The 14,360-nt window shown below is 69.1% G+C and carries 13 protein-coding genes; 8 read left to right on the top strand and 5 right to left on the bottom strand.

The features are described from left to right. Positions 1-143 precede the first annotated feature (143 nt). The 4 genes from SACXIDRAFT_RS01130 (at position 144) to SACXIDRAFT_RS01115 (ending at position 3,950) form a co-directional block, all read left to right on the top strand. Complete coding sequence (locus SACXIDRAFT_RS01130) at positions 144-1,070, top strand: DMT family transporter (RefSeq protein WP_006236613.1); 927 nt, start codon at positions 144-146, stop codon at positions 1,068-1,070. A 29-nt stretch (positions 1,071-1,099) separates the two neighbouring features. Further along, positions 1,100-1,867, top strand: coding sequence for a DUF3159 domain-containing protein (locus SACXIDRAFT_RS01125; protein WP_006236612.1), 768 nt, complete (start codon positions 1,100-1,102; stop codon positions 1,865-1,867). Between the two features lie 89 nt (positions 1,868-1,956). Beyond that, positions 1,957-3,081 carry a phosphatase PAP2 family protein gene (locus tag SACXIDRAFT_RS01120; protein ID WP_040922370.1) on the top strand — a complete coding sequence of 375 codons (1,125 nt, stop codon included), beginning with the start codon at positions 1,957-1,959 and terminating at the stop codon, positions 3,079-3,081. Continuing rightward, the gene (locus SACXIDRAFT_RS01115) at positions 3,078-3,950 is read left to right on the top strand and encodes an ATP-grasp domain-containing protein (RefSeq protein ID WP_006236610.1); all 873 of its coding nucleotides are present in this window, start codon (positions 3,078-3,080) and stop codon (positions 3,948-3,950) included. Before SACXIDRAFT_RS01120 ends, SACXIDRAFT_RS01115 begins: the two co-directional genes overlap by 4 nt. 150 nt (positions 3,951-4,100) lie before the next feature. Here the strand turns inward: SACXIDRAFT_RS01115 and SACXIDRAFT_RS01110 are convergent, their stop codons facing one another. The 5 genes from SACXIDRAFT_RS01110 to mptB all read right to left on the bottom strand — a co-directional run bounded on the left by SACXIDRAFT_RS01110 (position 4,101) and on the right by mptB (position 9,791). Next, positions 4,101-5,045, bottom strand: coding sequence for an acyl-CoA desaturase (locus tag SACXIDRAFT_RS01110; protein ID WP_006236609.1), 945 nt, complete (start codon positions 5,043-5,045; stop codon positions 4,101-4,103). A gap of 154 nt (positions 5,046-5,199) precedes the next feature. Continuing rightward, positions 5,200-6,183: a COX15/CtaA family protein gene (locus SACXIDRAFT_RS01105; RefSeq protein ID WP_006236608.1), complete on the bottom strand. Its 984-nt coding sequence runs from the start codon at positions 6,181-6,183 to the stop codon at positions 5,200-5,202. Between the two features lie 275 nt (positions 6,184-6,458). Further along, on the bottom strand, positions 6,459-7,265 hold the full coding sequence (locus SACXIDRAFT_RS01100) for an ABC transporter permease (protein WP_006236607.1): 807 nt from the start codon (positions 7,263-7,265) through the stop codon (positions 6,459-6,461). After that, a complete protein-coding gene (locus tag SACXIDRAFT_RS01095) occupies positions 7,262-8,188 on the bottom strand; it encodes an ABC transporter ATP-binding protein (protein ID WP_006236606.1) in 927 nt (308 codons plus the stop codon). The genes SACXIDRAFT_RS01100 and SACXIDRAFT_RS01095 overlap by 4 nt, the downstream gene beginning before the upstream one ends. Positions 8,189-8,213: 25 nt before the next feature. Continuing rightward, positions 8,214-9,791 carry a polyprenol phosphomannose-dependent alpha 1,6 mannosyltransferase MptB gene (gene mptB / locus SACXIDRAFT_RS01090; protein WP_157599712.1) on the bottom strand — a complete coding sequence of 526 codons (1,578 nt, stop codon included), beginning with the start codon at positions 9,789-9,791 and terminating at the stop codon, positions 8,214-8,216. A gap of 150 nt (positions 9,792-9,941) precedes the next feature. Here mptB and SACXIDRAFT_RS01085 point away from each other — a divergent pair, with 150 nt between their 5' ends. From SACXIDRAFT_RS01085 to sufC, 4 genes are all read left to right on the top strand, one after another. After that, on the top strand, positions 9,942-10,883 hold the full coding sequence (locus SACXIDRAFT_RS01085) for a helix-turn-helix transcriptional regulator (protein ID WP_006236604.1): 942 nt from the start codon (positions 9,942-9,944) through the stop codon (positions 10,881-10,883). Next, positions 10,880-12,328 carry a Fe-S cluster assembly protein SufB gene (sufB, locus tag SACXIDRAFT_RS01080; RefSeq protein WP_006236603.1) on the top strand — a complete coding sequence of 483 codons (1,449 nt, stop codon included), beginning with the start codon at positions 10,880-10,882 and terminating at the stop codon, positions 12,326-12,328. The genes SACXIDRAFT_RS01085 and sufB overlap by 4 nt, the downstream gene beginning before the upstream one ends. Before the next feature lies 1 nt (position 12,329). Next, positions 12,330-13,505 carry a Fe-S cluster assembly protein SufD gene (gene sufD / locus SACXIDRAFT_RS01075; protein ID WP_006236602.1) on the top strand — a complete coding sequence of 392 codons (1,176 nt, stop codon included), beginning with the start codon at positions 12,330-12,332 and terminating at the stop codon, positions 13,503-13,505. Between the two features lie 65 nt (positions 13,506-13,570). Then, positions 13,571-14,353 (top strand): Fe-S cluster assembly ATPase SufC, encoded by a 783-nt coding sequence (gene sufC / locus SACXIDRAFT_RS01070; RefSeq protein ID WP_006236601.1) that lies wholly within the window; start codon positions 13,571-13,573, stop codon positions 14,351-14,353. Positions 14,354-14,360 lie beyond the last annotated feature (7 nt).

Raw genomic sequence — 14,360 nt, 5'->3', positions numbered from 1 at the left:
GATGTGACCGTACGGCCTCACCGGCTTGATCATTCCCGAGGGCCCGGACACGGCGGGCCGCCGCGGCGTACCGTGGAGTGCGGGTCCCCACACGGGGGCGTTTTCCGGGAATCACGCGAGCCCTTTCGACGCTGGTCCTCACCGTGGTATTGCCTGTCGCTCTCGGTTTCACGGCGGCGTTCCTGTTCGCCGCCTCGGCCGCTTTGCAGCGCCGTGCGGTGTTGTCCGCGGCCGACTCCGACTCCGAGCACAGGGCGAGTAACCACCGGATTCCGGTGTTGTGGCTGTTCCAGCGGCTGCTGCGGCAGCGGGTCTGGCTCGCCGGCTGGACGACCAACCTCGGCGGGTTCGCCTGTCAGGCGGCCGCCCTGCACTTCGGCTCGGTCGCCTTGGTGCAGCCGCTGCTGGTGACCCAGCTGCTCTTCGCGCTGCCCATGGCGTCCGCCGCCGTGCGCCGGTGGCCGCCGCTGCGCGACTGGCTCGCGGCGCTGGCCATCAGCGGAGGCGTCGCGCTGTTCCTCTCGGTAGAGGGCGCGGCGCCGATGGAGGGCGACCCCGACCGGGGACGGCTCGTAGTCGCGCTCGTGGTGGCGGCACTGACCATCGCCGCGTTGCTGCAACTCGCGCAGAATCGCGGCCCGCTCGCCTACAGCGCGCTCGTCGCGGCGTGCGCGGGCATCTGCTATGCCCTCAGCGCCGCCATGATGAAGCTCACCGCCGACAGCCTGATCAGCGAAGGAGTGCTCGCGACGGCCACCGACTGGCCGGGCTACCTGCTCGCCGTCACCACGCTGTCGGGACTCGTCCTCGGGCACCAGGCCTACGGGTCCGGTTCGCTCTCCGCCGCGGTGGCCGTGATGTCCACCGTGAACCCGGTCGTGAGCTTCACCATCGGGCTGCTGGTGTTCGGCGCTGTGCCGAGCACCGAACCCGGCCCGCTCGCCGCCGTGGCGGTCGCGGGCGTCCTGCTGATCGTGGGAGCGTCCGGCCTCGCCCACTCACCCGCTGTTCGAATGGAGACGCGCAGCACAGCGACACACGGCGTTTACCCCATTAGAGGTAACGTTTAGGACACGAACCAGGTGGGTGAGCCATCCTGATGGAGGACACGTCCGCCTGGTGTCATGCCTCCCCGGCCTGGCCCCGACCCGAAAGATCCCTCATCGTGCCCCACCTCGTCCCGGAGCCGTCCGATGACCGGCACCTGGTCATCGAGATCCCCCACCTGAGGGCCACCATCACTCGTGCCATCGTCATGGCATTGGAGACGGCGGTCGTTCCCACTCTGTTGTTCATGCTCCTGCTGAACCTGGCAGGCCTCGTCCCCGGTCTGCTGGCCGTACTCGGCTGGAGCGCCTTCGTCATCGGCCTGCGTGGCCTGATGCGGAGGAAGGTGCCGCACACGCTGCTGCTGGCCACCGGCATGCTCGTGGCGCGCGCGTTGTTCGCGCTCGTCACGTCCAGTGCCGTCGTCTACGTGCTCCAGCCTGTCGTCGGCTCGCTGTTCATGTTCCTGCTGTTCGTCGGCAGTGCCGTGCTGGGCAGACCCATCACGGCGCGACTCGCCCGCGACTTCGTGCATCTGCCAGCCGAACTCTTCGCCCACCGGCGAGTGCAGAAGGTGTTCGTCAACGTCGCGCTGATGTGGGGCGGGTCTCGGCTGCTCGACGCCGCCATGACCTGGGGCTTCTTGCAGTGGAGCATCGACGCCGGGCTGCTGTCCCGCGGCGTGTTCAGCGGGTTGCTGACGGCGCTGACCATCGCGGTCTGCGCGGCCCACGGCTGGCGCAGGCTGCGCTCGCTGCCCGACGTGACACTCCGGCTCGCCCGCAGGCCGACCCCGGCACCGGCCGCCACCCCCGCCTGACGGAGTCCCTGCCGTCACTCGCCAGGTCGCGTTCGTACGCGGCGCCACGCCCCGCGTGGTAGACCGAGAATGTGCTCACGGCAGGGTCGGTGACGAGCACCACCCCGGATGCGCCGAGGCAGCGCGTCCCTCCGAGGTGGTGGGCCGAGATCCTGCTCGGACTCGCCCTCTTCGGCGTGTACGCGCTGCTCGGCGGGCTCCCGCTGCCCGGTCATGAGCGGCGTGCCGTCACCAACGGTGAGAACATTCTCGCGCTCGAAGCCGTGTTCCACACCGACTTCGAGCGCGCGGTCAACCACTGGCTGGCCGACCAGGGCTGGCTCATGGTCGTGGCCAACTACGAGTACGCGTTCAGCTACCTCGCCGTCACGCTGGTGACCCTGGTGTGGCTGTACCGGCGCAGGCCCTTGGCGTACGTGTGGAGCCGCAACGCCTTCGTGGTGCTGAATCTCGTGGCGATCGTGTGTTTCTGGTTGTATCCGGTGACACCGCCGCGCCTGCTGCCTGACGCGGGATTCCTCGACACCGTGCGGCTCAGCGGGACCTGGGGCTCGTGGGGTTCTCCCATGGTGGAGGGAGCGAACCAGCTCGCCGCCATGCCGTCGCTGCACATCGGCTGGGCGATGTGGGCGTCGCTGGCACTGGCCCGTGGTGCCGCGCCGCGCTGGGCGCAGACGGCCAGCGCGGCGCACGTGCTCATGACGTTCGCGGTGATCGTGGCCACGGGCAACCACTATTGGCTCGACGCTCTCGGTGGTGTGGCCGTGGTGTGGCTGGGCGCGCTCACCGCCGATGCCGGGCGAAGGGCGCAAGGCCGCCGCTCGGTGACGTGGACCGCTTCCGTCCGGCGAAGGCTGTGGCACCCGCTGTCGCCGCCCTACACTGTCGCCGTGACTGACACCGCAACCGACGCCGCGACACCCGCACCGGTCAAGTCCGCGCAGCTGGCCGCTGCCCGAGACTTCGTCGCCCGCCACGGCAAACCGGCGAAGGCCGTCGTGCAACGCATCGGGCGCGCCGGCGCGAGGGTGGTGCTGGTGGGCCACGACGGTGCCCTTGGTGACGTCGTGGTGCCCAGTGTGGAAACAGGCGAGGCGCTGATCGAGGCCCTCGACGACGTCGAACGCGCCGAGTGGGACGCCGAAACCGTCGGAGCTACCGCGATCGGTGCGGCACACCGAAGGCGGATGGCCGGGCCGCTCGCCCGCCGGTGACCGCGAAAGTCCTGTTCGCAGGGTGCCGTGACCTGCCCGAGGGCACCGGTGACGAACACGGTGCCGCGAAGGTACTCACCGAAGCGGGTACCGAGGTGCGCTGGGCAGTGTGGGACGACCCGCAGGTACCCTTCGCCGACGCCGACCTCGTCGTACTGCGAGCGACGTGGGACTACCTGGAGCGACATGAGGAGTTCCTCGCGTGGTGCGAGTCCGTGCCGTGCCTGCGCAACTCCGCTGCCGTGGTGCGGTGGAACACCGACAAGCGCTACCTGCTCGACCTCGCTGCGGCCGGGGTGCCTGTCGTCCCCACCGACGTGGTGGTGCCGGGCGCCGCGGTGCCCTGGCCCGACGGGGAGTTCGTCGTCAAGCCTGCCGTGGGGGCGGGTTCGCGGGGAGCGAGACGATTCGGGCCTGGTGAGCGGATGCGCGCCACGGCGCACGTGCGCGCGCTCCACGACGACGGCCGCGCGGCGCTTGTACAGCCTTACCAGGCCGACGTGGACACCAACGGCGAGACCGCGCTCGTCTTCGTCGGCGGGGTGTACTCGCACGCCTTCACCAAGGCAGCCATGCTGACCGGTCCCGAGGGAGACTCCGCGGGATCAGCCGGGGCCGAGAAGCTCACCGCAGCCGACCCCGAGCCGGAACAGCTGGCAGCCGCCGAGGAGACGCTCGACGCGGCGACGGGCCTGCTGGGCATGACGCGTGGCGACCTGCTGTACGCGAGGGTTGACGTGGTGACCGGCCATGACGGTGCGCCGCTGCTCCTGGAACTGGAGCTGACGGAACCGTACCTCGGTTTCGCGCACGCCGAGGGCGCCGCCGCGTCCCGTTTCGCCTCGGCCGTTCGCGCCCAGCTCGGCTGAACCACGAGCACGGAGAAGTCTCGTTCCGGCGAGCCGGGTGGGCCTTGCTTGCCGTCGGCGGTTCTTCGCCGCACGCCGGGCGGGGACATGTGGCGATCCACAGGGACGCCCGCACCCCGCCCGGCGCGGAGAGGACTCGGAGCGAACCGGCTAGGCAATTCGCTTCGCGGCGAGCCGCTCCGGCTTCGGCCAGCGGACGTTGTGTGCCCAGCCGAGCTTCTCGAACAGCCAGATCAAGCGCGCGGAAATGTCGAGCTGCCCGCGCAGGACGCCGTGGCGGGCGCAGGTCGGGTCGGCGTGGTGGCTGTTGTGCCAGGATTCGCCCATCGACAGGATCGCGAGCGGCCAGAAGTTCGCGGCCTTGTCCCGGCTGGCGAACGGCCGGTCGCCCACCATGTGGCAGATGGAGTTCACCGACCACGTCACGTGATGCGAGAAGGCGATGCGCACGAGTCCGGCCCAGAAGAACGCCGTCACCGCGCCCCACCAGGACCACGTGATGAGGCCACCGAGGACGGCGGGCAGCGCGAGGCTCGCCACGATCCACAACCAGAAGAACTTGTTGACGACCTGAAGGTCCTTGTCCGACACCAGGTCGGGGGCGAACCGCTCGTAGTTGGTGACCTCACGCTTGAACATCCAGCCCATGTGCGCGTGCCAGAAACCGCGCAGCAGAGCCAGGGGCGACGTGCCGAACAACCACGGCGAGTGTGGGTCGCCCTCCTTGTCGGCGAAGGCGTGGTGCCTGCGGTGGCTGGCGACCCAGAAAATCACGGAGCCCTGCACGGCCATGCTGCCGGTGATGGCGAGCGCGATACGCAGCGGACGGTTGGTCTTGAAGGCGCCGTGAGTGAAGTACCGGTGGTAGCCGACAGTGACACCGAGCGTGCCGACGGTGTAGAAGACGGCGGCGAGGATGAGATCCACCCACGTCAGTCCCCACCCCCAGGCGAAGGGGATCGCCACGACCAGCGCGACGAACGGGATCAACAGGAACGCCTTGAGCACGATCATCTGTGCGGTGGAGCGTTCGTGTCCGACAAGGGGTTTCGGTCCGGGTTGGTGGTCGGACTTCTGTACGGTGCTGCTGCTCATCGTGTTCCTGTGACCTCGCATGCGGAATGGGAGAACGGGCAGAAAAGGGATTCCCGAACTCAGTCCAGCACAGCGTAGCGGCGATCGCATACGACGTCGTCGCGCGAGGAGGTGTTCACGGCGTCGTGCGGGATTCCCGGTTCGGCGAGGGAGATCAGGCCGCGTGGACGGTGGCGCTCTCACCTGCCGGTGCGGCACTCACGACGGGCCCACGGTCGCGCGCGGCACACCACAGAGCGGCCGTGGCGATGATGACCAGCATCGAACCGAGGACGTGCAGCGACACGAGAGCCTCCGGGATGCCGAGCCGGTACTGGATGCTGCCAAGGAGTCCCTGGGCGAGCGAGACGGCCCAGACGGCGGCGTAGCGCGTCCACAGTGCCTTCCCGAGGGCCTTCTCGGCGCGCGCCCTGTACCACTGCACACCGAGCACCGCGAGCAGCGCGAGGAACGCCACGAGGAATCCGACGTGGATCTCCGCGAGAGTTTCGATCGGGGCGTCGAACCGCTCGACATCGGGGTCGCCACCGTGCGGGCCCGCGCCGGTGACCACGGTGCCCGCCATGATGAGGCCGGCCAGTGCGACCACGAGCGCGGAGAACACGGGGCGGCTCGCGCGAGGGATGCGCCACCTCGGTGGCTCGTCGCCCTCGTTGAACGCGCGCAGGAGCACGACGGCCATCCATACCAGCACGGTGGAGGGGAGGAAGTGCAGTGCCACGGTCCACCACAGCAGGTCGGCGAGCACCGTGATACCCCCGATCACGGCCTGCGCGACGACACCGGCAGGCAAGACCCAGGCGAGCCGCACCAGCCGCTTGCGGCTGGGGTGATCGAGGTAGACCCGCCAGGCCGCCAGCACGGCCAGAGCCGCGACGAACACCACGACGATCGTCAGAAGCCGGTTGCCGTACTCGATCCACTGATTGAGCGTGGCGTACTCGGGATGTTCGACCGGCACCATGCTGCCGGGGAAGCACTGAGGCCAGGTGGGGCAGCCGAGTCCTGACCCGGTCACCCTGACGATGGAACCGGTGACGCCGATGCCGGCCTGCGTGACGATCGCGGCGATGGCGAGGCCACGTTGCAGGCTCTGCGACGGGTACGGCAGGCGACCGACGAGCGAAGACAACTGCACGGGCCAAGGGTATTACTACCGCGTGTAGGGAGTCCCGGTGGGTGGTCAAGGACCAGGCATTCCCGGCGTGTCCGCACTTGTCGCACGCGTGTCCGCACTTGCCGTACGGATGTCTGCACTTGCCGTACAGGTGTCCGCACTTGCTGTACGGGCGTCCGCAGGTGGCGCAGGTATGTCCTCGATCTGCATCACGGAGCACACACGCACAGGGGGACGCGCGTGCGGGGAGTGCCAACACGGGTGCAGGAGGTGCCAACACCCGTGCAGGGGACGGGTCAGGTCAGTTTCGTGGTGCGGGTGGCTAGTGCCGTGGCCGCGGCGGCCCACGCCGCGAGGACGGCGACGGGGGTCCAGGACGGCACGCCGTCGGTGAGAGCGGTGGTGAGGCCCTCCGCCAGCGCACCGGAGGGCAGGTAGGGCACGACCGAGGCGAGGAATCCGGGAAGGGCGTCGGTGCCGAGCACGATGCCGCCCGCGAGCAGCAGCGCGAACCACACGATGTTGGCCAGCGCGAGAACCGTCTCAGCCCGCAGTGCACCGCCGAGGAGGACACCGAGCGCCCCGAAGGCCACCGTGCCCGCCACGAGATACACGAGAGCGGCGGCGAGCCCGGCAGGGCTGGGCGACCAGCCGAGCGCCGCGGCCACCCCACCGAGCACCACGACCTGGACGGCCACGACGACGAGGGCTGCGACGAGTTTGCCGAGCACGAGCAGCCAGCGCGGCAGCGCGGTGGCCGCGAGCCGCTTCAACACGCCGTAACGGCGGTCGAAGCCGAGGGCGATGGCCTGTCCCGTGAAGGCCGACGACATCACGGCGAGCGCGAGGATGCGTGGCGTCACCCAGTCGATGCGGTGTTCGACGCCGTCCGGAACGGGCACGACGTCGAGCAGGCTCATGCCGACGAGCAGGGCCAGCGGGATGAGCAGCGTGAGCAGGATCTGCTCGCCGTGGCGCAGGGTCAGACCGATCTCGGTGCGGGCGTGCGTGAACAGCATCGTCCCGGCCTTCCCGCGTCCGGGTGCGGGGGCGAACGTGCCGGGTTCGAAACGTGGTCGGCCCGCTGTGGGCGAGGTGGTCACGCGCGAAGCTCCCGTCCGGTCAGTTCGAGGAAGACCTCTTCGAGATCGCGCCTGCCGACGTGCAGTTCCTCCGCGAGGACACCCTGCTGGGCGCACCACGACGTGACTGCGGAGACCACCTGCGGATCGACCGCGCCGCACACCCGGTAGGCGCCGGGCGAGGACTCCGTCACGAGGTAACCCTCGGGGAGTGCGGCGGCGAGCAGGCCGGTGTCGAGGCCCGGTCTCGCCTTGAACCGCAGTTGCGCGTCGTCGGCGTGCTCCGCCGTGAGGTCGCTGGGTGAGCCCTCGGCGATGACCCTGCCGCGATCGACGATGACCACCGTGTCGGCGAGCGCTTCCGCCTCCTCCATGACGTGTGTGGTGAGCAGCACGCTCACCCCGTCGTCGCGCAGGGCGGCGAGCAGCTCCCACACCAGGCGGCGGGCCTGGGGGTCCATGCCTGCGGTCGGTTCGTCCAGGAACACGAGTTCGGGGCGCCCCACCAGGGCGCACGCGAGCGAGAGGCGTTGTTGCTGCCCGCCGGAGAGGCGTTTGAAGGGAGTCCGGCGCACCGGTGCGAGGCCGAGGACGTCGAGCAGCCACTCGGGGTCGAGGGGGTTCGCGGCGCACGAGGCCACCAGCCGCAGCATGTCCGCGGCCCGCACTCCGGGGTAGGCGCCGCCGCCCTGCGGCATGACGCCGATGCGGGGGCGCAGTGCGGCTCCGTCGCGGGCGGGGTCGAGCCCGAGCACGCGGATCGTTCCTTCGTCAGGGCGCTGGAATCCCTCACAGATCTCGACGGTGGTCGTCTTACCCGCACCGTTGGGTCCGAGCAGGGCCAGTACTGAGGCGCGGGGCATCGTCAGGTCGAGGCCGGCCACGGCCGTGACGGCACCGAACCGCTTCACCAGTCCGGTGATTTCGACGGCCGTTGCGTTCACGACTGACAAGGGTAGAGCGGGCCGCTCAGGACCCGGCCGTCGGGCGACCCGCACGTCCGGGCCGGACGGTGTTTCCCGGGCGGCGCAGGAGCATCGGTGTGCGGCGCCACACGATCAGCACCATGAGCGCGACGACGATCAGCGCGGCCACGAACGCCTGATGGAGGATGTACGACCGGTTGTCGAACGGGCTTCCCGTCGGCGGGATGAGCAGGGCGAGTGCCGCGCTCACGGCGGTGGCGGCGTTGCGGAACCTGGATGTGCCTGCCGCGGCGGCGAGCGGGATCACGGCCCACAACAGCCACCACGGCTGCATGGACACGTGCAGCATCATGAATGCCCCGAGCGAGACGCCGAGTCCGATGATCGGCCGGTAACGCCAGTGGAAGCTGTCCCACAGGAACTTGAGCGTGACCGCGCCTGCGACGCCGTAGCCGAGCAGGCCGAGGATCGTGATGATCGACCCGGTGTGGTTGCCGAGGCCGAGCACGACGCCGAGGATGCCGCCGAGCTGGCCGAGCTCGGCGACGGGGGACAGCCAGCTCCAGACCTTCGACGGTGTTTCGAGGGCACCGATCCAGCCGAAACCGAGTCCGGTGCCGAACCCGACGGCGAGGGTGACGGCCACGAAGACCACGAGCATGAGCGCCGCGGCCGCGGCGAGGTCGGTGAACCGGCCCCGCGCTCGCCTGGCGATCATGACGCCGAAGAACCCGAGCGCCACGATGGCGTGGATCTTCACCATCGCCGCGAGTGAGATCACCACGGCGCCGAGCACGATGAAGACGATCTCCCCTCGGCGCCAAGGTGGAGAGGGTTCGCCCTTGACGCGGACGGTGAGCCTCCGCATGCCGAGCTCCAGGCCCGCGAGCATCAGCCCGATGCCGAGTGCCTCGTTGTGCGCGCCGGCCACCAGGTGGAAGAGCACGAGGGGGTTCGCCGCGCCGAGCCACAGGGCGGTGCCGGGCGCCACGCCGTACCGGCGCGCGAGTCTGGGCAGCGCCCACACGATGAGTCCGAAGCCCGCGAGGGCCACCAGGCGTTGAAGGAGGACACCGACGGCCACGTTGGTGCCGCCGATGCCGCCGAGCCAGCTGCCGATCTCGAGGAACAGCGGGCCGTAGGGCGCGGGGGTGTCGCGCCACATGTTCGACACGCCTGCGGTGAACGGATCGGCGACACCGAGAGCCTCGGCGGGGCCCAGCGCGTAGGGGTCGAAACCGCGCCGCACGATCTCGCTCTGCGCGAGGTAGCTGTACACGTCGCGGGAGAACAGCGGCGGGATGACCAGCAGCGGCAGCGTCCAGGTGACGAGGGTGCGCAGCACCTGCCCCTGGCTCGCGATCCGGTCGCGGCCGGGCCGTGCGAACCTGCCGAGCCACAGCCAGGCGAGCACCATCATTCCCATGCCGGTGAATGCGATCGCGACCGACACGGTGGGAATGCGGGTGAACAACCGGAGGACGGGGATCTCCAGCACGGGGTTGATGATCGGTGCGGCACCCGCGCCGAGAGACCCGAATGCCAGCAACAGCGCCCCGACGATGCCGAAGCGGCGCGTCACCGCGAGCGCGCGGGTCTCTTCGGCGTCGAGGGGGTCCATCCCGCCGGGGTCCGCCGATGGTCGCGCCTTGATCCCGCCCTTGCCCAAAACCACGGGCCGAGGGTATCGGCTCCCGCCGTCGCGTGAGTCCGGTCACTCGGTTTCGGGGCCACCTTTGCCCCGGCCCCTGAAATACGACACACTTATGTTGTGAAAAAGCAGGGGACGTTCGACCGGCACGGTGGCGGTGCGCTGCCAGCCGTGTCGCAGTCCTCTGCGTCCTTGAAGCCTTCGATGTCGTCCACGTCGTCCACGTCGTCCACGTCGTCCACACCGTCCACGTCGTCGCTGGTCCCGGTCACCGAGCCGCACCCGGCGCCGGAGCAGCCTTCCCCTTCGGAGGGCAGGACCCGCAACGAGGTCGCCCGGCTCCTGCTCGAACAGGGGCCCCTTCCCGCTGCGGCCGTCGCCGAGCAGTTGGGCATCAGCGCCACCGCGGTGCGCAGGCATCTCGACGCGCTGGTGGCCGACAACGAGGCACAGACCCGGCAGGCGCCCCGCCGTGGCCGCCGTGGCAGGGGGCGGCCTGCCAAGCTGTTCCTGCTCACCGAGCAGGGTAGAGCCAGGTTCGGGCACGCCTACGACGACCTCGCCGTGTCGGCCATCCGGTTTCTGGCGGAGCACGCGGGGGAACAGGCCGTGAAGGCGTTCGCCGAACGCCGCGTCTCGGCGCTGGTCGGTCCCTACCGCGAGGCCGTGACCCGGCACTCCGATGCCGCAACGAGGGCCGAGGCGCTCGCGGGAGCCTTGACCAGGGAAGGCTACGCCGCATCGACCCGCACGGTGGCGACGCCGGGTTCGGCCCCCGGCGCGCACGGTGCCCAACTGTGCCAGCACCACTGCCCGGTCGCGCACGTCGCAGCTGAGTTCCCGCAGCTGTGCGAGGCGGAGACCGAGGCGTTCGCCGAGCTGCTCGGCACCCATGTGCAGCGGCTGGCGACTATTGCGCGCGGCGACGCCGCGTGCACCACGCACGTACCCGCCGAGCCGGTGGGTAGTGAAGGGAGACGTCGGTTTCCGCCGCTCGCGGGTGACACCGCCGAGCAGCAGGACATCGACAGTGCAACTCCGAACGGAGGGACTACCGCATGACTGCCGCTGCCGAGCAGCGCAATCCCACCACCGAGCCGTTGAGCCAGGAAGAGACCATCGAGTCGCTTGGCAAGTACGCCTTCGGCTGGGCCGACCCGGACACCGCGGGCGCGAGCGCCCGTCGCGGACTGAACGAGGATGTCGTCATCGACATCTCCGAGAAGAAGTCCGAGCCGGAGTGGATGCGCGAGACGCGACTGAAGGCGCTGAGGCTGTTCGAACGCAAGCCGATGCCGAACTGGGGCGCCGACCTGTCGGGGATCGACTTCGACAACATCAAGTACTTCGTGCGCTCCACGGAGAAGCAGGCGACGAGCTGGGACGAGCTGCCTGCCGACATCAAGAACACCTATGACAAGCTCGGCATCCCCGAGGCCGAGAAGCAGCGCCTCATCGCGGGTGTGGCCGCTCAGTACGAGTCGGAGGTCGTCTACCACCAGATCCGCGAGGACCTGGAGAAGCAGGGCGTCCTGTTCCTCGACACCGACACGGCCCTGCGCGAGCACCCCGAGCTGTTCAAGGAGTACTTCGGCTCCGTCATCCCCGCCGGTGACAACAAGTTCTCCGCGCTGAACACGGCCGTGTGGTCCGGAGGGTCGTTCATCTACGTGCCGCCAGGCGTGCACGTGGACATCCCGCTCCAGGCCTACTTCCGCATCAACACGGAGAACATGGGCCAGTTCGAGCGGACGCTGATCATCGTCGATGAGGGCGCGTACGTGCACTACGTCGAGGGCTGTACGGCACCGATCTACAAGTCCGACTCGCTGCACTCGGCCGTGGTGGAGATCATCGTGAAGAAGGGCGGCCGGTGCCGCTACACGACGATCCAGAACTGGTCGAACAACGTCTACAACCTGGTCACCAAGCGCGCCAAGGCCGAAGAGGGCGCCACCATGGAGTGGATCGACGGCAACATCGGCTCCAAGGTGACGATGAAGTACCCGTCGGTGTTCCTCATGGGTGAGCACGCCAAGGGCGAGGTTCTCTCCGTGGCTTTCGCGGGCGAGGGCCAGCACCAGGACGCGGGCGCCAAAATGGAACACCTCGCCCCGCACACGTCCTCGACCATCGTGTCGAAGTCGGTGGCGCGCGGGGGTGGCCGCACGTCGTACCGCGGTCTGGTCAAGGTCGCCAAGCGGGCGTACAACTCGCGCTCCAGCGTGGTGTGCGACGCGCTGCTGGTGGACACGATCTCGCGGTCGGACACCTACCCCTACGTCGATATCCGCAACGACGACGTCTCCATGGGGCACGAGGCCACGGTGTCGAAGGTCAGCGAGGACCAGCTGTTCTACCTGATGTCGCGCGGCCTCACCGAGGAAGAGGCGATGGCCATGGTGGTGCGCGGCTTCGTGGAGCCCATCGCGCGTGAGCTGCCCATGGAGTACGCGCTGGAGCTCAACCGCTTGATCGAACTGCAGATGGAAGGAAGCGTCGGCTGAGATGACAGTGGCCGAGAACAACGCCGGTGCCACGGCCGCGGCTGCGGAAGCCGTGGTGCCGGCACTGTCGCGCGGAGAGCGATTCACCTCCTACGACGTCAAGGCGTTCGAGGTTCCCGGCGGGCGCGAGGAGAACTGGCGATTCACGCCGATGAAGCGGCTGCGTGGCCTGCACGACGGTTCCGCGCAGGCCACCGGCGAGGTCACGCTCGACGCCGAGGCCGCGCCCGAGGTCACCGTGGAGACGGTCGCGCGGGACGACGCCCGGCTCGGCGAGGCCGGTGTGCCGAGCGACCGGATCGCGGCGCAGGCGTACTCGTCCTTCGAGAAGGCCACGCTGATCACCGTGCCCAAGGAGACGAAGGCGTCGTCCCGCACGCTTGTCAGGCTGACGGGGCCGGGTGAGGGCAAGACCGCCTACGGTCACGTGCAGGTGAGGGCGGAGCGGTTCGCGGAGGCCGTGGTCGTGCTCGACCACGTCGGGTCGGGAACCTACGCCGACAACGTCGAGTTCGTCATCGGTGACGGCGCGAACCTCACCGTCGTCAGCGTCCAGGACTGGGCCGACGACGCCGTGCACGTGTCCGAGCAGCACCTGAAGCTCGGCAGGGACGCCACGCTGAAGCACATCGTCGTCACACTGGGCGGCGACCTGGTGCGGGTGAGCCCCACGGCCACGTTCTCCGCCCCCGGCGGCAGCGTGGAGATGCTCGGGCTGAACTTCGCCGATGCCGGACAGCACCAGGAACACCGCCTCTTCGTCGATCACGCCGTGCCGCACTGCAAGTCGAACGTGCTCTACAAGGGCGCGCTCCAGGGCGAGGGCGCGCACTCGGTGTGGATCGGCGACGTGCTCATCAGGGCCGCGGCGGAGGGCACGGAGACGTTCGAGCTGAACCGCAACCTCGTTCTCACGCAGGGCGCCCGCGCCGACTCGGTGCCGAACCTGGAGATCGAGACGGGCGAGATCGAGGGCGCCGGGCACGCCAGCGCCACGGGAAGGTTCGACGACGAGCAGTTGTTCTACCTGCAGTCGCGAGGTATCGCGGAGGAGCAGGCTCGCAGGCTCGTCGTCCGCGGGTTCTTCCACGAGATCCTCATGAAGATCGACGTCCCCGAGGTGCGTGAGCGTCTCGAGGCCGCGATCGAGGAGGAACTCCAGGCCATCGGCGCCTGAGAAGGCCCGGCACCACCGAAGCTGACCACGCTCACGAAGACTCACGGAAAGATCGAAGAGAAGGCATGGCCACACTGGAAATCAAGGATCTGCGGGCCGACGTCGTCACCGACGAGGGCAACAAGGAGATCCTCAAGGGCGTCAACCTGACGATCCGCTCGGGCGAGACCCACGCGATCATGGGTCCCAACGGCTCGGGCAAGTCCACCCTCTCCTACGCCATCGCCGGGCACCCGAAGTACGAGGTGACCTCGGGTGAGGTGCTGCTCGACGGCGAGAACGTCCTCGACATGAGCGTGGACGAACGCGCTCGGGCCGGGCTGTTCCTCGCGATGCAGTACCCCGTCGAGGTGCCGGGCGTGTCGATGTCGAACTTCCTGCGCTCGGCGGCCACCGCGGTCCGCGGCGAGGCGCCGAAGCTGCGCCACTGGGTGAAGGAAGTCAAGGAGGAGATGGGCAAGCTCGACATCGCGCCCGAGTTCGCCGAGCGCAGTGTCAACGAGGGTTTCTCCGGCGGTGAGAAGAAGCGCCACGAGATCCTTCAGCTCTCCCTGCTGAAGCCGAAGATCGCGGTGCTCGACGAGACCGACTCGGGTCTCGACGTCGATGCCCTGCGCGTGGTGTCGGACGCGGTCAACGAGTACAAGACTGCCAACGAGGTCGGCGTCATGCTGATCACGCACTACACGCGCATTCTCAAGCACATCCACCCCGACTTCGTGCACGTGTTCGCGGGCGGGAGGATCGTCGAATCCGGTGGCAAGGAGCTGGCCGACGAGCTGGAGGAGAACGGGTACGTCAAGTACACCGCAGGCAACCCGGCTGATGCTGCCAAGGCAGCGGTCTGAGCGGGTA

The organism is Saccharomonospora xinjiangensis XJ-54, assembly GCF_000258175.1.
GTDB classification, from domain to species: Bacteria; Actinomycetota; Actinomycetes; order Mycobacteriales; family Pseudonocardiaceae; genus Saccharomonospora; species Saccharomonospora xinjiangensis.
The sequence above is the reverse complement of the archived record's forward strand: the minus strand, read 5'-3'. Positions and strand labels throughout refer to the sequence as shown.